Consider the following 19,647-nt stretch of genomic DNA (forward strand, 5'->3'; position numbering starts at 1 on the left):
ACCGGCATGTCAGGGGACGTCCTCTACGTGGACGACGCGCAGTTCGGAGCCGTCCTGGTCACGCTTCGACCGGCCGTGGATGCCGACGGCCAGATGCGAGGGATCGTCGGGCTCGTCCGCCGCGACGAAGGTGACGACGTCCCGGTGATGGCTCGTCACCAACCAGCCCTTGTCGTTCTTGAGTTGGAGTACGCGGAAGTCGCCCGCCGACGTCGCCACCTGTACGGGGCCGAACTCGCGCAGGATCCCGGTGGCCTGTTCGGCGGGATCGCCGTCGGGCTCCTCGAGCAACACGCAGGTGCCGTGCTCGAACAGGACCCACGGCTTTTCGGAGCCGTCGAGGATACGCCGCCAGGCGGCGATGAGTGATTCGGTGTCCACGGTGGCCATCATGGCGCACTCACACCTCCCGCCAGGCCTCCAGGGCCAGGCCCGGCTCGTCCTTCCGCCGGGTGACCAGGAGTTGACCGGTGGACGGGGACACCGTCGCGGCGGCGACCCGGTCGTTCTCGTCCAGGGTGAGCGAAACCTCGGCGTCGGCCGGGAGTTGGGGGCCCGACTCGGTCCACCAGGCGCCCGCGGACTCCTGCTCCGTGGGGTACGCGGCGAAGGCGACCCGGCCGCTGGCCGAGCGCTGGGCGAGCAACGTGCAGTCGTAGCCGTCGAGTTCGCAGCGGACGGCGGAGACCGGACCCGGGCCCGCGGAGGGGAGAAGGGTGATCGGCTTGGTGCCGGGGCGCCAGGCGCAGAGGTCGCCGGAGTCGTCCGTGTGGAAGAGGGTCGTGTTCTCCGGGGAGGTGGCCAGGGCGCGGAGCGTGCCGGGGCGTACGCGGGCCTCCATCGCCTCCTCCAGCACCGGTTGCGCGCCCGGCTCCGCCTGGCGCCAGTGCAGGATCGCGCCGGACACCGCCGCGTACAGCTCGACCGTGCCGGACTCCCCCGTCACCGCGGCCAGGTCCTCGTGGACGTCGCTCCCCTTGAGGTCGCGCCAGGGTTCCCAGCCGCCCTTCTCCTTCTGGGCCAGCATGCTCACCCCGCCCCCCGCGTTGCGCACGAAGACATGGGCCCGGCCCTCCGCGTCGACCGCGATCGCCGGTACGCCGGTGCGGTCGCCCTTCTTGTCGGGGTGGCCGATCGGACTCCAGTCGAGGGCCGCGAGCCTGGGGCGGAAGTGCGTGGAGTGGACCAGACCGGATTCGCCGGGCACCGTGGGCCGCCAGGACACCAGGTGGGCGTAGCCGTCCGCACCCTGCCCGATACCGAGCAGCCCGGGGTGCAGCTTCTGGTCGCCGCCCACCGTGCGCGGGGCGCCCCAGAGGCCGTCGGGGCCGCGTTCCGCCCGGCACAGGACGGCGTCGCCCGAGGGCAGATACACACTGAGCCGGCCGTCGCGGCCGCGTAGGAGCCAGTCGCCGTTCACCGGTTCACTGTAATCGGGGCGGGTGCTTCCGCGTGGGGCGCCCCTGCCTCGCGTGCGACCCTTGCCCCATGGACGAGGACACTCCCCTGCTCGTGATCGTCGACGGTGCGAACGTCGTCGGTTCGGTACCCGACGGCTGGTGGCGCGACCGCAAGGGCGCGGCGGAGCGCCTCCGCGACCGCCTCGCGAGCGACGGTCTGCCGGGCCGCACGGACCCCGTGGAGATCGTCCTCGTGGTGGAGGGCGCGGCCCGTGGAGTCGAGTCCGTCCCGGGCGTACGAGTGGACTCGGCCCCCGGCAGCGGCGACGACCGCATGGTCGAACTGGTCGCCGAGGCCGCCGGCCAACCCTGTCTGGTGGTCACGGCGGACCGTGAACTGCGGCGCAGGGTATCGGAGTTGGGGGCGGAGGTCACGGGTCCGCGTACGGTCCATGGTCCGGGCGCTCCGCGGTGAGTCCGGATCGGGCACGCCACCGTGATCATGCAGCCGTCCGCGGCGCACTTCGCGGCCGTGCCGGTACTGCCCGAAGTGCTCGGCCGGCTCCGGGAGAAGGCGAGGACCAGCACCGCCACGACCCCGAAGGCGTGACCCCCCGCCGTCAGATCGGGTGCGGGTCGAGCTCCAGCCCCACCCGCTGACCACCGCGCAGCCGGACCACCTTGGAGTGCTCCCCGCCTAGCTTGGCATTCAGCGCGGCGAGGCTCTCCTGGGCCAGGTGTTCGGCCTCGGTGGTACGGCCGACCTCGCGAAGCACGATCGAAAGGTTGCCCTTGCAGACAAGGGTCGTTGGACGGTCCGGACCGAGCCGCTCGCACAACTCCTCATACGCCTGGCGGTAGTTGCGCTCGGCTTTCACGACCTCAGCGAGGGCGGCCTCGGTGTTCGCCAGGTTCATCTGGCAGGTCATGCCGAACGGGTGCTCCGGTCCCATGGTGGTCTGCAGCGCCGAACGGGCCGGCTCGCACACCTCGCGAGCCTCGACGGGCCGGCCGGTCGACAGCAGGTTGATGCTGTGATCGACCGCGCAGGCAAGCGTGTTGGGGTGGCCCTCCCCGAGCGCGGCCCGGAACCGGCCGAGCAGTTCGGCGGTCTCCTCGCAGGCCTCCTCGTGCCGGCAGCCGGTGACTCTCCAGTGAGAGGGGCGTACGGCCGTGTCCGAGGAAGCCGTACGGCCTCTGGGCGCCGGGGCGCGCCCGGTGATCGTCGGTGGATGTCCGCGAACGAGTGCTGCGCACGGCCCAGAGGGTGACCCGTGCCTCTTCCGCAGACCGTCCCAGGCCGTCGGAGAGGGTGGGAGCCGCGCTCAAGGGCTCCATGTTCACACGGTAGGGCCGGAGTTGATGTCGTGTCAGGCCTTCCGGTAAGCGGTCCGGCCCCGTGGGTTCCGCCCGAGCGGGGCCCACGGGGCCGGTGGGACAGGGCAGTTGACTACGGCGTCTGGCCGCTCGGCGGCTGCGGTGCCCCACCCGCTTCCGCCGCCTGTCGCAGACCCAGCCGGCTGTGCGTGCGGCCGTAGAAGAAGTACACGACGAAGCCGATGGCCATCCAGATGGCGAAGCGGAGCCAGGTCTCGGCGGGGAGGTTGAGCATCAGCCAGAGGGAGGCCAGGACCGAGAGGATGGGGAGGGCCGGAACCAGGGGGGTGCGGAAGGAGCGGGGCAGGTCGGGGCGCTTGTTCCTGAGGATGATCACGCCGATCGCGACCACGATGAAGGCGAACAGGGTGCCGATGTTGACCAGTTCGGCGAGTTCGCTGAGGCTCGTGAAGCCCGAGATGATCGCGATGATCACGCCGAGGAGGATGGTCGGGCGGTACGGGGTGCGGAAGCGCGGGTGGACGTGCGAGAAGAAGCGGGGCAGGAGTCCGTCGCGGCTCATCGCGAAGAAGACCCGGGCCTGGCCGAGGAGAAGGATCATGCACACCGTCGTCAGGCCGATCGCCGCGCCGAAGCTGATCAGGCCCGCGAACCACGGGTGCCCGGTGGCCTTGAACGCGTCGGCGAGGGGTGCGTCGATCGACAGCGAACTGTACTTCTGCATACCGGTGACGACGATCGACACGGCGACGTACAGCGTGGTGCAGATGATCAGTGAGCCGAGGATGCCGCGCGGTACGTCGCGCTGCGGGTTGCGGGTCTCCTCTGCGGCGGTGGCGACGACGTCGAAGCCGATGAACGCGAAGAAGACCACGGAGGCGGCGGTGAAGATGCCCATGACGCCGAAGTTGGAGGGCGCCCAGCCGAACATCAGCTGGATGAGGGGGGCCTTGAGGTTGCCGCCCGCCTCCACGGCCTGCGACTTGGGGATGAACGGCTTGTAGTTGTCGGCCTTGATGAAGAAGGCGCCCGCGACGATCACCACGAGGACGACGGCTACCTTGATGGCGACGACGACGGAGGTGACGCGCGCGGAGAGCTTCATGCCGAGCACGAGGATCGCCGTGAGGACGAGGACGAGCGCGGCGGCGAGGATGTCGAAGCCGAAACCGTGGGCGCCGTCCCGGCCACTGAGCGCCTCGGGCAGATGCCAGCCCGCGTTGTCCAGCAGCGAGTGGATGTAGCCGGACCAGCCGACCGCCACCACCGCCGTACCGAGGGCGAGTTCGAGGACCAGGTCCCAGCCGATGGTCCAGGCGGGGAGTTCGCCGAGGGAGGCGTACGAGAAGGTGTAGGCGGAGCCCGCCACCGGGACCGTGGACGCGAACTCGGCGTAGCAGAGCGCCGCGAGGGCACAGACGACGCCGGCCACGACGAAGGACAGGGAGACCGCCGGGCCGGCGTTGTTCTTGGCGGCGGTGCCGGTGAGGACGAAGATACCGGTGCCGATGACGACACCGACGCCGAAGACGGTCAGGTCCAGGGCGGAGAGGGATTTCCTGAGCGCGTGCTCCGGTTCCTCGGTGTCCTGGATGGACTGTTCGACTCTCTTCGTCCGGAAGAGGGTGCTGCTCACGGGTGTACCTCCCACGCTTGGCGTCCTCGACATGATCGAGAGGGGGCGATGTGCGTATGCCCCGACGCGGGCGGGTTCACGCGAATGGGCCGCTTTCACCACTGCGAAGAGTGGTGGAAGCGGCCCGTTCAGCGGTGTGGCCGTGCCTCAGTCGCGTGCGGACTCCACCGAGTCGACCTCCGCCGCGGGCCGGTCGATGGGGGTCCCCCCATTCGAGCGAAGCCGAGAAAGGGGGAGGCCGTCCAGCTTGGAGACCAGGCCGGTCACCTGGCGGGCGACGTCGGGGGCGGTGAGGCCGATCTCCGTCATCACCTCGGCGCGCGAGGCGTGGTCGAGGAAGCGCGGCGGGATGCCGAAGTCGCGGAGCGGAACATCCACACCGGCGTCGCGCAGTGCCTGTGCGATCGACGAACCGACGCCGCCGACACGGGAGTTGTCCTCGACGGTGACGACCACCCGGTGCTGCTCGGCAAGGGGGGCCATGGCCTCGTCGACGGGCTTGACCCAGCGCGGGTCGACGACGGTGGTGGTGATGCCCTGCTTGTCGAGCAGGTCGGCGATCTCCAGGCACATGGGCGCGAGCGCGCCGACCGAGACCAGCAGGACGTCGGGGGCGTCGGTGCCGGGCGCGCGCAGCACGTCCATGCCGCCGATGCGGCCCACGGCGGGTACGGCCGGGCCGACCGCGCCCTTGGAGAAGCGGACCACGGTCGGCGCGTCCTTGACCTGGACGGCCTCGCGGAGCTGGGCACGGACCTGGTCGGCGTCGCGCGGGGCGGCGAGCCTCAGGCCCGGGACGACCTGGAGGATCGACATGTCCCACATACCGTTGTGGGAGGCGCCGTCGGTGCCGGTGACCCCGGCCCGGTCCAGGACGAAGGTCACCCCGCACTTGTGCAGGGCGACGTCCATCAGCACCTGGTCGAAGGCGCGGTTGAGGAAGGTGGCGTAGACGGCGAAGACGGGGTGCAGTCCGCCGGTGGCGAGGCCCGCCGCGGAGACCGCGCCGTGCTGCTCGGCGATGCCGACGTCGTAGATGCGGTTCGGGAAGGCGTCCGCGAACTTCTTCAGGCCGACCGGCTGGAGCATCGCGGCGGTGATCGCGACGATGTCCTCGCGCTCCTGGCCGAGGGCGACCATCTCGTCGCCGAAGACGGAGGTCCAGTCGGCGCCGGAGGCCTTGATCGGCAGACCGGTGTCGGGGTGGATGGGGCCGATGCCGTGGAAGCGGTCGGCCTCGTCCTGGAGGGCGGGCTGGTACCCGCGGCCCTTCTCGGTGAGGACGTGGACGATCACCGGGCCCCCGAACCGCTTGGCGCGGGCGAGCGCGGACTCCATCGCCTCGATGTCGTGGCCGTCGATGGGGCCGACGTACTTGAGGCCGAGGTCCTCGAACATGCCCTGCGGGGCGATGAAGTCCTTCAGGCCCTTCTTCGCGCCGTGCAGCGTCTCGTAGAGGGGCTTGCCGACGACCGGGGTGCGCCCCAGGAGGTCCTTGCCGCGGGCCAGGAAGCGCTCGTAGCCGTCGGTGGTCCGCAGGGTCGCCAGGTGGTTCGCGAGGCCGCCGATGGTCGGTGCGTAGGAGCGCTCGTTGTCGTTGACGACGATGACGAGCGGGCGGTCCTTGGCGTCGGCGATGTTGTTCAGCGCCTCCCAGGCCATACCGCCGGTCAGCGCGCCGTCACCGATGACCGCGACCACGTGGTCGTCGCGTTTCAGCACCTGGTTGGCCTTCGCGAGGCCGTCGGCCCAGCCGAGGACCGTGGAGGCGTGCGAGTTCTCGATGACGTCGTGCTCGGACTCGGCCTGCGAGGGGTAGCCGGAGAGGCCGCCCTTCATCTTCAGTCTGGAGAAGTCCTGGCGGCCGGTGAGCAGCTTGTGGACGTAGGACTGGTGGCCGGTGTCCCACAGCACCCGGTCCTTCGGGGACTCGAAGACGCGGTGCAGGGCGATGGTCAGCTCGACCACACCGAGGTTCGGGCCGAGGTGGCCGCCGGTCTTGGAGACGGCGTCGACGAGGAAGGTCCGGATCTCCTCGGCCAGCTGGTCCAGCTGCTCCAGGCTGAGCCGGTCCAGATCGCGCGGTCCCCTGATGCGGGTCAGCAGCGGCACCCGTGCCTCCTTGCGAGTAGAGCTGATCGAGCTGTTGCCGGGCTTGTCGAGTCTAATGTTCCGCCTTTGCGGACCGCGCCCGGGCTGTGCGTCATACGTCACGCGATCGGCTGTACCCAAGAACAGCCTTTCCTACGACCTTTCCTACGACATGACTGTGCCCGGCACCGCGATCGGTACCGGGCACTCGTCCGAAAGGACGCAGGTCAGTCGCAGGTCAGCCGCGACCTGCCGCCTTCTGGCTCTTGCGGGACACCGAGTCGATGACGACCGCGCCGAGCAGAACGCCACCCGTGATCATGTACTGGATCGACGTGTTCATGTTGAGCAGGTCGAGACCGGTCTGGATCGACTGGATGACGAGCATGCCCAGGAGGGCGGACCAGACGGTGCCGCGGCCACCGAAGAGGCTCGTACCGCCGATGACAGCCGCCGCGATGGCCAGCATCAGGGTGTTGCCGCCACCGGCGTTGAGCGTGGCGCTCTGGGTCTGGCCGGCGAAGAACATACCGCCGACAGCCGCGAAGCCGCCGGAGATGGCGAACACGGTGATGCGGATCATGGACACGTTGATACCGGCACGGCGCGCGGCCTCGATGCCGCCGCCGACCGCGAAGATCTTGCGGCCGTACGGCGTACGGCGGAGCACGAAGTCCACGATCACCAGGGAGGCGAGGAAGATCACCAGCGAGTTGGAGACGCCCGCCGCCGAGTTCAGCACGGCCGCGGTGACGAACGCGGCCACGGCGAGCAGCCCGACCCGCAGCGCGATCTCGCTGGTGGGCCGGAAGGGCACTCCGGCGGCCTTGCGGCGGCGCTGGTCGACGAGCGAGCCGTAGGCCAGGGAGACGACGCCGAGCCCGGCCAGGATGTAGGCGCCGGCGATCGACTGGTCCATGAAGAACGAGCTCTGGCCGAGCAGGTGCACCGGACCCGCGTCCGGGATGTTGATGGTGCCGCTCGAACCGAGCAGCCACAGCATCAGACCGTTCCAGCCGAGGAAGCCGGCCAGGGTGACGACGAACGCCGGTACGCCGATCCTCGCGAAGAAGAAGCCGTGCAGCGCGCCGATGCCGATGCCCGTGACGATGGTCAGGACCAGCGCCAGCCAGCCGTTCATCCCGTGGTTGACCACGAAGACGGCGAACAGCGTGGACGCCAGACCGCTGACCGAGCCGACGGACAGGTCGATCTCGCCGAGCAGCAGCACGAAGACCAGGCCGATGGCGAGCATGCCGGTGGCCGACAGGTAGTAGCTGATGTTGGACAGGTTGTCCGCGCTCAGGAACCGGCTGTTCTGCAGCTGGAAGATGACGCCGATGACGATCAGACCGGCGACGACCGGCAGCGAACCGAGCTCACCGCCCTTGACCTTGCGCTTGAACTCGGTGATGTAGCCCTTGAAGCCCTCTTCGCGGACCAGCAGACGCGGGTCGACGACCGAGACGGCCGCGGCCGTGGGGTCGTCGGCGGGAGCGACGGTGGTCTGCGACTCCGCCGATTCCTTCTTCACGGTGTTGGACGTGTCGCTCACTTTGCCGCCTCCGTGCTGCGCACCGCACGACGGGTCACGGCGTTGTCCGTGGCACCGGTGATCGCGGCGATGATCGTTTCCTGACTGGTGTCCTTCACCGGGAAGGAGCCGTTGTTCCTGCCCAGGCGCAGCACGTTGACGGTGTCGGCGACCGCCTTGACGTCGGCCATGTTGTGGCTGATGAGGATGACGCCGAGGTTGCGCTCGCGCAGCCGCTCGACCAGGTCGAGGACCTGTGCGGTCTGCTCGACGCCGAGGGCGGCGGTGGGCTCGTCGAGGATGACGACCTTGGGGTCACCGATCAGCGCGCGGGCGATGGCGACGACCTGCCGCTGGCCACCGGAGAGGCTGGCGATCGGGATCCGCACGCTCGGGATGCGGATGGAGAGGGTGTTCAGCAGCTCGCGGGAGTTCTTCTCCATCGTCACCTCGTCGATGACGCCACGGCGAAGCAGCTCACGTCCGAGGTACAGGTTGCCGACGACGTCGAGGTTGTCGCACAGCGCGAGGTCCTGGTAGACCGTCGCGACGCCGAGTCCCTGGGCGTCGTGCGGCTTGTTGATGCTGACCGGGTTGCCCTCCCATTCGATGACTCCTTCATCGATGGGGTGCACTCCGGCGATGGTCTTCACCAGGGTGGACTTTCCTGCGCCGTTGTCGCCTACCAGTGCGACCACTTCTCCGGCGTGAACCTCCAGCTCTACGTCGGTGAGGGCCTGCACCGCACCGAATCGCTTGGAGACTCCGCGCAACGCCAGCACGGGCGTAGCGGACACGTGAACCATCTCCTTCGCCGCCTGACCGGCGGGGATGCCGCGCTTGTCAAAAGGCGCGGAGGGTTGTGCCGAGGCACAGATTTACAAGATGAACATGCGCGCGGCCGGTGCCAGTTGGCAACGGCTGCGTTCGCACGGGTTCCGATCGGCGCCCGCCCCACAGCGGGGTTTGAAGGTGGGGCGGACGCCGAAGGGGCTTTGTCACCGCTGGGCGGTGGTTACGACAGACCGGCCGCCTTGCACGCGGCGGCGTACTCCGAGGTGCAGATCTGCGCGACGGTGTAGAGACCGTCCTTGATGACCGTGTCCTTGATGTTGGCCTTGGTGACCGACACCGGGGTCAGCAGCTGCGAGGGCACCTTGTTGCCGGAGCCGCTGGTCTGGGTCGTGGTGGCGAGCGAGGAGATGCTCTTGTTCTGCGCCAGGTCGACGGCGAGCGTCGCGGCGGCCTCGGCCTCCGGCTTGAAGGCCTTGTAGACGGTGGAGGACTGGGTACCGGCGACGATGCGCTGGATACCGGCGAGCTCCGCGTCCTGGCCCGTCAGCGGGATGCCGCTGATCTTGGCGCCCTTGAGGACGGTGGCGATGCCGCCGGCCATGCCGTCGTTGGCGGAGTAGACGCCCGCGATCTTGCTGGCACCGAGCTGCGTGATGGCCGCGGACATCTTCTGCCCGGCGATGGTGTCCTTCCACAGGCCGGACTGCTCGTAGGCGATCTTGACCTTGCCGTCGAGGGCCTCGTGGGCGCCCTTCTTGAACTGCCCGGCGTTCGGGTCGGCGTCGTCACCGTTGATCATGACGACGTTCGCCGACGGGGTGGCCTTCGAGCCCAGCGCGGCGAGGAGGGCCTCACCCTGGAGCTTGCCGACCTCGACGTTGTCGAAGGAGACGTAGGCCGAGACCGGGCCCTGGGCCAGACGGTCGTACGCGACGACCTTGATGCCCTTGTCGACCGCCTGCTGGATCGAGGACTTGATCGCGGCGGAGTCCTGGGCGCTGATCACGATGACCTTGACGCCCTTGGTGATCATGCTGCTGACCTGCTGGGCCTGGGTGGCCGCGCTGGCGTTGGCGTTGTTGTACTCGACGGTGCAGCCGGAGCAGAGCTCCTTGACCTTGGCCTCGAAGTACGGCTTGTCGAACTTCTCGTACCGAGTGGTGACGCTGTCGGGCAGGAGCAGACCGATCTTGGCGTTGGTGCCGCCCGAGGAGCTGGAGGAGCTGCTGTCGGACTTCTTGTTGTCGCCGGCCTTGCCACAGGCGGCCATCGAGACCGCCATCGTGGTGGCGATGACTGCAACGGCGGCACGACGCATACGCGTGTTCACTTTGTAACCTCCCTGACGAGGCCGCGTCGTTGCGGCCGAGGTGGCTGGAAGTCAACTCGGCCACGCGTGCGACGTCAAGAAGTAAATACTTAACGAGATGGCAACGGCGTCGTGCGTTCTCTAAGTGAAGGCAGGTGTCGCTGCCGTCAGCGACCCGTCCAAAAGTGTCGAATCGCCCATCTCGCTGAGCGCGAGAGCGAGTGCTCCGAGCACCTCCGCACGGCCTCCAAGTGCCCCCGGGAGAACGGACAGTTGACGCGCCGCACTGGGGATCGCATAGCGGCCTACTGACTCCCTGATCGGCCCGAGCACCAGCTCTCCAGCCTCGGCGAGATCGCCACCGAGGACCACCCGGCTCGGGTTCAGCAAATTGCAGAGATTGGCGACTCCACTGCCGATGTGGCGGCCGACGTCGGCGATCACCCGACGACAGCCCGGGTCTCCGTCCCGCGCCAGCCGTACGACTCCCTCCATGGTCAGGTCGGTGCCGTGACTGCCCTGGAGGAGCGGCAGCACATAGCGCGCGGCCGCGAAGGTCTCCAGGCAGCCCCGGTTTCCGCAACGGCAGACAGGGCCGGACTCATCAAGAGTAATATGCCCGATTTCTCCCGCTGTGCCACCCGGGCCACGGTAGATCTTGCCGTCGATGACCAGTCCCGCGCCGACCCCGCTCGCGACCTTGATGTAGGCCAGGTCCCTGACCCCCCGGCCACTGCCCCAGACCAGCTCACCGAGGGCGCCGAGGTTGGCGTCGTTGTCCACGTGCACCGGTACACCCAGACGGCTGCCGAGCTCCTCGGCGGGTCTGGTGCCGGTCCAGCCCGGAAGGATGGCCGTGGAGCCCAGGGTGCCCGATTTCACGTCGATCGGACCGGGCACGCCGAGGCCCACCCCGGCGATCTTGGAACGGTCCACTCCGGTCGCCGCGATCAGCCGGTTGACCAGCTCCTCCGCCCGGTCGAAGCCCTGCGTGGAGGAGGCGTCCACATCGACGGGTTCGGACTCCTCGGCCAGCACCTGATGGGCCAGATTTCCGACCGCGACGCGCAAATGCGTGTGCCCGAAGTCGACTCCGATGACGATGCCGGCGTCCCCGCTCAGCGACACGCTGCGGGCCCGGCGGCCACCCGCCGAGGTGGGCGTGACCTCGACCGTTCCGCCGTCCTTGAGCTCGCGCACGATGTTGGAGACCGTCGCAGCGGACAGACCCGTCGTCCTCGCGATCTCCGCCTGCGTGAGCGACCCTGCCAGCCGCACCGCTCGCACGACCCGCTCTAGATTCGCTCGGTGCAGCGACGACTGCGACCCCGGAGTCTCCACGACGACCTCCTGCGCGCGGGGCCGCATCGATGAGGCCCCGTCTATGTCCAACTAGTGAACTCTAAGCTGAGCCGTTAGGGTCGCCTCCCGTCAAGAGGTTGAACCGCATCCGGGGTCCCGGACACATACGTGGACACCGCTCCCGGCCTGCCGGGAGCGGTGTCGGAACGATCTCTTCCTGCCGCGTCGTCCAGACGGGTTACTTCAGGGTCGCCGAAGTCAGACCGGACTGCACCTGGCGCTGGAACGACAGGTAGACGACCAGCATCGGGATCATGGCGATCGTGACACCCGCGAAGAGAACGGGCAGGTCGGAGGCGTAGCCCTGCTGCTGCTGGAGTTGGATGAGCCCCTGGGTGAGGACATAGCGCTCCGGGTCCGAGCCGCTCTGCGGCTGCATCAGGACCGTCGGCAGGATGAACTGGTTCCACTGGCCGAGGGTGTTGAAGATGCCGACGCTGATCAACCCGGCCTTGGCCATCGGCAACATCACTTGGAAGAACGTCCGGGTGTGCGAGGCGCCGTCGAGGATCGCCGCCTCGAAGACCGCCGTGGGCAGCGTCCGGAAGAACGCGTGCATGAAGAACACCGTGAACGGCATCGAGTAGGCGATGTAGACCAGGATCAGCCCCTGGTACGTGTTCAGCATGTCGAGGCGCTTGACCATGAAGAACAGCGGCACCAGGGCGAGGAACACCGGGAACATCGCGCCGGCGACGAAGAAGTAGTACAGCAGCCGGTTGCCCCAGAACTGGTAGCGGGCCAGCACGTACGCGGCCATCGAGCCGAACAGCATCGTCAGCGGCACCGAGAACACCAGCACGATCAAGGTGTTCAGGAAGTAGTCGCCGATGCCCTTGTTCCAGGCCCGCCGGAACACGTCGAACGACCAGTTGTGCGGCCAGCCGAAGGCCGAGTTGCCGATCTGCACGTCCGTCTTGAACGAACTGAACACCAGCCACAGCAGCGGCAGCACGATCAGCAGGGCCCACAGGGCCAGGAAGCCGTGCGAGAAGACGTTCAGTACGACGCCCTCGCTTTGCGGTTCACCGGGCCGGGCGCTGGACTTCCCGGCCGACGGCTGCGGCGGGACGGTGCCGCCCGTGGGGGCGGTCTCCTTGAGGGGTGCGCTCATCGTCGTATGTCTCCCGCTCAGAACTCGATGCGCTCACGGCGGGTGGCGCGCAGCGTGACCACGGACAGGACCAGGGTGAGCAGCAGCATGACGACGCCCATCGCGCAGGCGTAGCCGCTCTTCCCGAAGTAGAGGAAGTTGCGCATCATCACGGTCGACATGACGTCGCTGCCGTGGTCGGGACCGCCTCCGTAGGCGCCCATGTTCGAGGTCATGGAGGAGACCAGGACGAACATGTCCATCGCGATGATGCCGAGATACACCCAGGCCGTCTGGACGGTCTCCCAGAGCAGCGGCAGGGTGATCCGGAAGAAGGACTGGGAGCGGTTCGCGCCGTCGATCAGGGCGGCCTCGTAGATGTCCTTCGGAATGGACTGCATGGCCGCGGAGAACAGCACCAGATAGAACCCGACGCCGTGCCACACCACGACCGCCATCAGCGCCCACAGCACCACGTTGGGCTCGTTGAGCCACTCCACCGGATTGTTGGCGTCGACCAGGTGGAGTTTGATCAGGAAACCGTTGAGCAGACCGCCGCCGTCGCTGCGGTACACCGCGTTGAACAGCACCGCGAGAATCGCCAGCGACAGGACCTGCGGGAAGAAGTAGACGATTTTGTAGAACCCGGAACCGGCGACTCCCTGCACGCCGCCGGCCTTGCTGCGCCCTCCCGCGTTCACCATGAAGGCGAAGAAAAGGGCGAGCAGAATGGTGATCACGGGGATGAACACCAGGAACAGGAGGTTGTGCCAGATGGCCTCCTTGAAGACGTCGTCGTGGAGCAGTGCTCGATAGTTCTCCAGTCCGACGAACTTGAAGGTCTGTGACTCACCCTTCCAGTCGGTCAGCGAATAGCCGAACGTCTGGATGTACGGCCAGATCACGAAGATCAGATAGAGCGCCACGGGGACGAAGAGAAATCCCGCGACGAACCTGTACTGCCCTTTGCGCATTGGCGTTTCCTGCCCCTGGTGTCCCGAGCGTGATCAGGTGGTGCGATCAGGCGTTGTGATCAGGAGTGAACGTTCTTCTTGGACGCCGGGTCCTTCGCCTGCTTGTCGACGGCGGCCTGGCAGCGCTTCAGCCACTCCTTGGGCTGGATGCGCTTGGCCATCAGCTCGTTGGACGCGTTCTGGATGGAGGTGTCCATCTCGCTGTACCAGTCGGGGTAGAGGTAGCGGAAGGTGTTGGCGCCGGCCGCCTTGGACGCGTCGACCGTGGACTGGGTGCCCGGGCGCAGGGTGACGCTGGAGTCGACACCGTCCTTGAGGATGGTGAGCGAGTTGGCCTCCTTGGCGAAGAGCGTCGACCACTCCTTGGAGAGCATGTGGCGCATGAACTCCTTGGCGCCGGGGAGGTTCTTGGCCTTCGCCGGGATGATGAAGGGCTCGCCGGAGCCGGCCCGGATCGCCTCGAACGGCATCTTGCTGTCGGCCAGCAGCGGCATCGGCAGGAACTTCATGTCGAAGTCCGTCGGCGTCAGCTTGAGCTGCTCGTTCTCCAGCCAGGAACCGCAGGTGATGAAGGCGGCCTTGTACTGGTTCCAGCGGGTCTGCGACTCGGTGTGGGTCAGGCCGTTGGTGCCGGGCATCAACAGGCCCTTCTCCACCACCTCGTAGATCGCCTCGATGCCGGCCTGCGCGGCGGCCGAGCCGACGAACGCCTTCGGGTCGAGGTTGTCGATCGCCTTGACGGCGTCGATCCCGCCCTTCTTGGCGATCAGGTCCATGATCGCCACGTTGATGTAGTACGGGTACTTGCCCTGGTGTGCGAGGCCGCCGATACCGGCCGCCTTCGCCTTCTGACAGATGGCGATGAACTCGTCCCAGGTCTTCGGCGGGGTCCAGCCCTTCTCCTTGAAGAGCTTGCCGGAGTACCACAACCCCCAGACCGTGTAGATGTAGTTGAGGGCGACGACCTTGCCCTCCTGCACACCCGGGTCGAGGGTGCCGGGGATCAGCAGGTCGCGGACCTTCTTGGTCGGGTCGTCGATCGCGGGCGCGTCCAGTACCGGCGAGAGGTCGAGCAGCTGGCCGTTCTTGTACAGGACGTCGATCTTGATCTGCTGGGCGCCGGAGTCGTCGACGATGTCCGGCGGGTTGCCCGCGTTGAAGCGGGGCTGCAGTTTGCCGGTGATCTCCTGCGTTCCGGTGTGGGTGGAGCTGACGCCGATCTTCGTCTTGAAGTTGGCTTCCCACGCCTTCGCGTAGTCGTCGCCGTAGCCGCCCTTGAAGACGACTACGTCGAGCGTGCTGCCCTTCTTCACACCGAAGGGATTCGACTTCGACGTGGTGCCCTTGGTGTTGTCGTCACTGCTGCTGCCGTTCCCGCCACCGCTGGCACAGGCGGACAGGAAACTCATCGTGGGTACGGCGATCAGGCCGAGTGCGGCCGACCTCTTGATCAGATCACGGCGGCCGACGCCATTGGAACCGTTGTTCTCGGCTGAAGTGGATCCCATGCTCAAGTCCTCGCCTTCAACAGGACTCAGGCGGTGAACCGGATCCTCCCCGGCACCGCGGTCAGGTCGAGCTTGGTCGTGCAGAGGTACTTCGTGCGTACTGCTGTGAGAGCGGTGTCGAACGCGACAGGTATAGTCCACTTCCGGTCGACAGAGCAAGATCGAATGCAGGGTAGGTTGTCGGTCTTTTCCGAAGTGAGACCTCGCGGAAATATGAAGGCCCTGTGCGTTCGATGCCGGAGAAATCCCCGCTATTGCGCCCGAATGCCACACTCAACACCCTTGACATCACTGGCCACTTGACTCCCTACTGTTGCCTGCGCGTCGAAATTGACAACGTTGTCCCACGTGCAGGGAGGATGCCCTCGTATGCATCACAGATGGTGGGGTTCGGCGGCCGTCTCGGTGGCCGCCGTCGCTCTGGTGGCGGGTTCGCAGGGGGCGGCCGTCGCGCTGCCCGTCAAGGCTCCCGCTCCGGCCGGGGAGTTCGCCTCCTCCTTCGAGGCGGGTGATCCGGCGCCGGACTGGCTGAACACCGTGGACACCGCGCCGGACGGCTCCAAGCGGGCCTCCGGTGTCGACGGGGGATACACCAGCGGTATCCCCGGCAATGTGGACGACCACGTCACGGACCTGCGGGCCAGCGGCGAGAACACCGGTGCGGGCGAGGTGAAGGAGAACCTCGTCGACGGCGAGTCCGGCACCAAGTGGCTCACCTTCGCGCCCACGGGCTGGGTCGAGTTCGATCTCGACAAGCCGCTCAAAATAGTGACGTACGCGCTGACTTCGGCCAACGACCACGACGAGCGCGACCCGCAGGACTGGACGCTCCAGGGGTCGACCGACGGCAAGGACTGGAAGACCGTCGACACCCGCTCCGGCGAGTCGTTCTCCGCCCGGTTCCAGACCAAGTCGTACGACCTCGCCGAGCCCGCCGAGTACCAGCACTTCCGGCTCGACGTGAGCAAGAACAACGGCGGCGACATCCTGCAGATCGCCGACGTCCAGTTCTCGACCGGCGGCTCCACCGCCCCGATCCCCGAGGACATGCTCTCGCTGGTCGACCGTGGGCCCAGTGGCTCCCCCACGGCCAAGGCGGCCGCCGGCTTCACCGGGACGCGCGCACTGCGTTACGCGGGCCGTCATACGGCGACGGGGCGGGCGTACTCGTACAACAAGGTCTTCGACGTGGACGTGGCCGTCGGCCGGGACACCGAGCTGTCGTACAAGATCTTCCCGCAGATGGCCGACGGCGATCTGGACTACGACGCCACGAACGTCTCCGTGGACCTCGCCTTCACCGACGGCACCTATCTCAGCGGCCTCGGCGCGACGGACTCGCACGGCTTCGCGCTCACCCCGCAGGGGCAGGGCGCGGCGAAGATCCTCTACGTCAACCAGTGGAACAACGTGCTCTCGCGGATCGGTTCGGTCGCGGCCGGGAAGACCGTCGACCGGATTCTCCTCGCCTACGACTCCCCCAGCGGGCCGGCGAAGTTCCGCGGCTGGCTGGACGACGTGAGCATCAAGTCGGTCGCGCCCGAGAAGCCGAAGGCGCATCTGTCCGACTACGCGCTCACCACCCGGGGCACCAACTCCAGCGGCAGCTTCTCGCGCGGCAACAACTTCCCCGCCACCGCGCTGCCGCACGGCTTCAACTTCTGGACCCCGGTGACGAATTCGTCGTCGCTGAGCTGGCTCTACGACTACGCGCGGGCGAACAACGACGCCAACCTGCCGACGCTCCAGGCGCTCAGCCTGAGCCATGAGCCGAGCCCCTGGATGGGCGACCGGCAGACCTTCCAGGTGATGCCCTCGGCGGCCTCGGGCACCCCCGACACCGACCCGAACGCACGGGAGTTGGCCTTCAGGCACGAGAACGAGACCGCGCGCCCGTACTACTACGGCGTCACGTTCGAGAACGGTCTCAAGGCCGAGATGGCCCCGACCGACCACGCGGCCTCGCTGCGCTTCACCTACCCCGGCGACGACGCGAGCGTGATCTTCGACAACGTCACCGAGCAGGCGGGCCTGACCCTCGACAAGACCAACGGGACCGTCACCGGCTACTCGGACGTCAAGTCAGGGCTGTCCACGGGCGCGACCCGGCTCTTCGTGTACGGCGTGTTCGACGCGCCGGTCACGGACGGCTCCTCCAGCGGCGTCAAGGGCTATCTGCGGTTCAAGGCGGGCGCCGACCGCACGGTCACCCTGCGCCTGGCGACCTCGCTGATCAGCATCGACCAGGCGAAGGCCAACCTGAGCCAGGAGATCCCGGACGGCACCTCCTTCGACACGGTCAAGGACCAGGCCCAGCAGGTGTGGGACAAGCTGCTCGGCAAGGTCGAGGTGGAGGGCGCGACGCCCGACCAGCTGACCACGCTCTACTCCAGCATGTACCGGCTGTACCTGTACCCCAACTCCGGCTTCGAGAAGGTCGGTTCGACCTACCAGTACGCCTCGCCGTTCTCTCCGATGCCGAGCCAGGACACCCCGACGCACACCGGCGCGAAGATCGTCGACGGCAAGGTGTACGTCAACAACGGCTTCTGGGACACCTATCGGACCACCTGGCCGGCGTACTCACTTCTGACGCCCGGTCAGGCGGGTGAGATGGTCGACGGGTTCGTGCAGCAGTACAAGGACGGCGGCTGGACCTCGCGCTGGTCCTCCCCCGGCTACGCGGACCTGATGACCGGCACCTCCTCGGACGTCGCGTTCGCGGACGCGTACGTCAAGGGCGTGCAGTTCGACGCCAGGTCGGCGTACGACGCGGCCGTGAAGAACGCCACCGTCGTCCCGCCCTCCTCGGGCGTGGGCCGCAAGGGCATGACCACCTCGCCCTTCCTCGGCTACACCAGCACCGACACCGGCGAGGGCTTCTCCTGGGCGATGGAGGGCTACAACAACGACTACGGCATCGCGCAGATGGGCCTGGCCCTCTACACGAAGACCGGGGAGAAGCGCTACAAGGAGGAGTCTGAGTACTTCCTCAACCGCGCCCAGGACTACGTGAACCTCTTCGACAAGCAGGCCGGGTTCTTCCAGGGCAAGGACGCCAAGGGCAACTGGCGGGTGGACTCGGCGAGTTACGACCCGAAGATCTGGGGTTACGACTACACGGAGACCGACGGCTGGGGCTACGCCTTCACCGCCCCGCAGGACAGCCGCGGCCTCGCCAACCTCTACGGCGGCCAGAAGTCCCTCGGCGACAAGCTCGACGAGTACTTCGCCACCCCGGAGAAGGCCTCGTCCGCGACCGTCGGCTCCTACGGCGGTGTCATCCACGAGATGACGGAGGCGCGGGACGTCCGCATGGGACAGTACGGGCACTCCAACCAGGTCGCCCACCACGTCATCTACATGTACGACGCGGCCGGCGAGCCCTGGAAGGCGCAGAAGAACGTGCGCGAGGTCATGTCACGCCTCTACACCGGCAGCGAGATCGGGCAGGGCTACCACGGCGACGAGGACAACGGCGAGCAGTCGGCCTGGTACCTCTTCTCCGCGCTCGGCTTCTACCCGCTGGTGATGGGCAGCGGCGAATACACCATCGGCTCCCCGCTGTTCACCAAGGCGACCGTCCACCTGGAGAACGGCAAGGACCTGGTCGTCAAGGCGCCGAAGAACAGCACGAAGAACGTCTACGTCCAGAGCCTGAAGGTCAACGGCAAGGCCTGGACGTCGACTTCGCTCCCGCACTCGCTCCTGGAGAAGGGCGGAGTACTGGACTTCTCCATGGGCTCCAAGCCCTCGTCGTGGGGCAGCGGCAAGAACGCGGCGCCTGTGTCGATCACCAAGAACGACCAGGTGCCGACGCCCCGCAGCGATCAACTCGCCGGTGACGGCGCCCTGTTCGACAACACGTCGGCCACGGCCGCGACGGTGACCTCGGCGGACCTGCCGGTCGCCAAGGCCACCAAGGGCATCCAGTACACGCTGACGTCGTCGGCGGACCACACGACGGCACCGACCGGCTGGACCCTCCAGGGCTCGACCGACGGCACCAAGTGGAAGACGCTCGACAAACGCTCCGGCGAGTCCTTCACCTGGGACAAGCAGACGCGCGCGTTCTCGGTCAGGTCACCGGGCTCGTACGCCCACTACCGCCTGGTCCTGGACAGTTCCTCGACGCTCGCGGAGGTGGAACTGCTGGCCTGAGGCACGGTCACGGCACGGGGAGGCGGGGCAGCAGTTTCCGCAACGCCTCCGCGTGCTGGTGAACCCGTCTGAGCACGCCTCTCCTGGTCGACGCGAAGACGGGGACGTCCTGGGCCGGACCGCACGCGGCGGCCTTGTACAGGTCGTCCAGCCAAGCCCCTTTCCCCCTGGAGCCGTCCGGCGCCAGGGGGATCAGTCGTGTCAGGACCTCTGATTCGGCGCCGCCCAGGAACCAGACGCGCACCATCAGGTCGGCGCGCAGATAACGCAGGCCACCGTCTATGTCCTCCGGCGGCGCGAAGCCCTCGCCCTCGACCAGGAAAGCGAAGGCCGAACGCGCTTCGGCCCGGAACTCCTCGGGCAGCTGCGGCCGTTTACCCATCTGCGGATGCTCGCACGCACCGATGTGCCCCCGCCACCGGAACGGGCGAGGGCACACATGGTGG

General features: G+C 67.6%; 15 protein-coding genes. 2 read left to right on the forward strand and 13 right to left on the reverse strand.

Annotation, left to right across the window (positions count from 1 at the left end; genetic code table 11):
- Positions 1–9: 9 nt before the first annotated feature.
- Positions 10–390 carry a hypothetical protein gene (locus AB0I51_RS27280; protein ID WP_362979612.1) on the reverse strand — a complete coding sequence of 127 codons (381 nt, stop codon included), beginning with the start codon at positions 388–390 and terminating at the stop codon, positions 10–12.
- A 10-nt stretch (positions 391–400) separates the two neighbouring features.
- Positions 401–1,420, reverse strand: coding sequence for a hypothetical protein (locus tag AB0I51_RS27285; RefSeq protein WP_362979440.1), 1,020 nt, complete (start codon positions 1,418–1,420; stop codon positions 401–403).
- A gap of 68 nt (positions 1,421–1,488) precedes the next feature.
- Here AB0I51_RS27285 and AB0I51_RS27290 point away from each other — a divergent pair, with 68 nt between their 5' ends.
- Positions 1,489–1,875 (forward strand): NTP pyrophosphohydrolase, encoded by a 387-nt coding sequence (locus AB0I51_RS27290; RefSeq protein ID WP_362979442.1) that lies wholly within the window; start codon positions 1,489–1,491, stop codon positions 1,873–1,875.
- Positions 1,876–2,020: 145 nt separating this feature from the next.
- On the opposite strand, the gene AB0I51_RS27295 is transcribed toward AB0I51_RS27290, so the two are convergent.
- The 10 genes from AB0I51_RS27295 to ngcE all read right to left on the reverse strand — a co-directional run bounded on the left by AB0I51_RS27295 (position 2,021) and on the right by ngcE (position 15,040).
- Entirely contained in the window at positions 2,021–2,389 is a 369-nt protein-coding gene (locus AB0I51_RS27295; RefSeq protein WP_362979444.1) for a tetratricopeptide repeat protein, read from the reverse strand.
- Positions 2,390–2,850: 461 nt separating this feature from the next.
- Positions 2,851–4,374, reverse strand: coding sequence for an amino acid permease (locus tag AB0I51_RS27300; protein WP_362979446.1), 1,524 nt, complete (start codon positions 4,372–4,374; stop codon positions 2,851–2,853).
- Positions 4,375–4,521: 147 nt separating this feature from the next.
- Positions 4,522–6,486: a 1-deoxy-D-xylulose-5-phosphate synthase gene (gene dxs, locus AB0I51_RS27305; RefSeq protein WP_362979448.1), complete on the reverse strand. Its 1,965-nt coding sequence runs from the start codon at positions 6,484–6,486 to the stop codon at positions 4,522–4,524.
- 217 nt (positions 6,487–6,703) lie between these two features.
- Complete coding sequence (locus AB0I51_RS27310; RefSeq protein ID WP_362979449.1) at positions 6,704–8,020, reverse strand: sugar ABC transporter permease; 1,317 nt, start codon at positions 8,018–8,020, stop codon at positions 6,704–6,706.
- A complete protein-coding gene (locus AB0I51_RS27315) occupies positions 8,017–8,805 on the reverse strand; it encodes an ATP-binding cassette domain-containing protein (protein WP_362979451.1) in 789 nt (262 codons plus the stop codon). Before AB0I51_RS27315 ends, AB0I51_RS27310 begins: the two co-directional genes overlap by 4 nt.
- A 209-nt stretch (positions 8,806–9,014) precedes the next feature.
- The gene (locus AB0I51_RS27320; protein ID WP_362979614.1) at positions 9,015–10,112 is read right to left on the reverse strand and encodes a substrate-binding domain-containing protein; all 1,098 of its coding nucleotides are present in this window, start codon (positions 10,110–10,112) and stop codon (positions 9,015–9,017) included.
- A 132-nt stretch (positions 10,113–10,244) separates the two neighbouring features.
- Positions 10,245–11,444 (reverse strand): ROK family transcriptional regulator, encoded by a 1,200-nt coding sequence (locus tag AB0I51_RS27325; RefSeq protein WP_362979452.1) that lies wholly within the window; start codon positions 11,442–11,444, stop codon positions 10,245–10,247.
- 199 nt (positions 11,445–11,643) lie between these two features.
- Positions 11,644–12,579, reverse strand: coding sequence for a carbohydrate ABC transporter permease (locus AB0I51_RS27330; RefSeq protein WP_362979453.1), 936 nt, complete (start codon positions 12,577–12,579; stop codon positions 11,644–11,646).
- Positions 12,580–12,596: 17 nt separating this feature from the next.
- Positions 12,597–13,532: a sugar ABC transporter permease gene (locus tag AB0I51_RS27335; RefSeq protein ID WP_362979455.1), complete on the reverse strand. Its 936-nt coding sequence runs from the start codon at positions 13,530–13,532 to the stop codon at positions 12,597–12,599.
- A 59-nt stretch (positions 13,533–13,591) separates the two neighbouring features.
- Positions 13,592–15,040 (reverse strand): N-acetylglucosamine/diacetylchitobiose ABC transporter substrate-binding protein, encoded by a 1,449-nt coding sequence (gene ngcE, locus AB0I51_RS27340; RefSeq protein WP_362979457.1) that lies wholly within the window; start codon positions 15,038–15,040, stop codon positions 13,592–13,594.
- A 369-nt stretch (positions 15,041–15,409) separates the two neighbouring features.
- Between ngcE and AB0I51_RS27345 the strand changes: the two genes are divergently transcribed.
- Positions 15,410–19,201 (forward strand): GH92 family glycosyl hydrolase, encoded by a 3,792-nt coding sequence (locus AB0I51_RS27345; protein WP_362979459.1) that lies wholly within the window; start codon positions 15,410–15,412, stop codon positions 19,199–19,201.
- Between the two features lie 7 nt (positions 19,202–19,208).
- Here AB0I51_RS27345 and AB0I51_RS27350 read toward each other — a convergent pair whose 3' ends face one another.
- Entirely contained in the window at positions 19,209–19,583 is a 375-nt protein-coding gene (locus AB0I51_RS27350; RefSeq protein WP_362979461.1) for a hypothetical protein, read from the reverse strand.
- Positions 19,584–19,647: the final 64 nt, after the last annotated feature.

Origin of the sequence: Streptomyces sp. NPDC050549 (assembly GCF_040655035.1) — a bacterium.
Classification (GTDB): Bacteria; Actinomycetota; Actinomycetes; order Streptomycetales; family Streptomycetaceae; genus Streptomyces.

Bases quoted from the DNA above. Each gene is read 5' to 3' on its own strand.
- AB0I51_RS27280 (WP_362979612.1), bottom strand. From the start codon at position 390: ATGGCCACCGTGGACACCGAATCACTCATCGCCGCCTGGCGGCGTATC.
- AB0I51_RS27290 (WP_362979442.1), top strand. From the start codon at position 1,489: ATGGACGAGGACACTCCCCTGCTCGTGATCGTCGACGGTGCGAACGTC.
- AB0I51_RS27315 (WP_362979451.1), bottom strand. From the start codon at position 8,805: ATGGTTCACGTGTCCGCTACGCCCGTGCTGGCGTTGCGCGGAGTCTCC.
- AB0I51_RS27320 (WP_362979614.1), bottom strand. From the start codon at position 10,112: ATGCGTCGTGCCGCCGTTGCAGTCATCGCCACCACGATGGCGGTCTCG.
- AB0I51_RS27330 (WP_362979453.1), bottom strand. From the start codon at position 12,579: ATGAGCGCACCCCTCAAGGAGACCGCCCCCACGGGCGGCACCGTCCCG.
- AB0I51_RS27335 (WP_362979455.1), bottom strand. From the start codon at position 13,532: ATGCGCAAAGGGCAGTACAGGTTCGTCGCGGGATTTCTCTTCGTCCCC.
- ngcE (WP_362979457.1), bottom strand. From the start codon at position 15,040: ATGGGATCCACTTCAGCCGAGAACAACGGTTCCAATGGCGTCGGCCGC.
- AB0I51_RS27345 (WP_362979459.1), top strand. From the start codon at position 15,410: ATGCATCACAGATGGTGGGGTTCGGCGGCCGTCTCGGTGGCCGCCGTC.
- AB0I51_RS27350 (WP_362979461.1), bottom strand. From the start codon at position 19,583: ATGGGTAAACGGCCGCAGCTGCCCGAGGAGTTCCGGGCCGAAGCGCGT.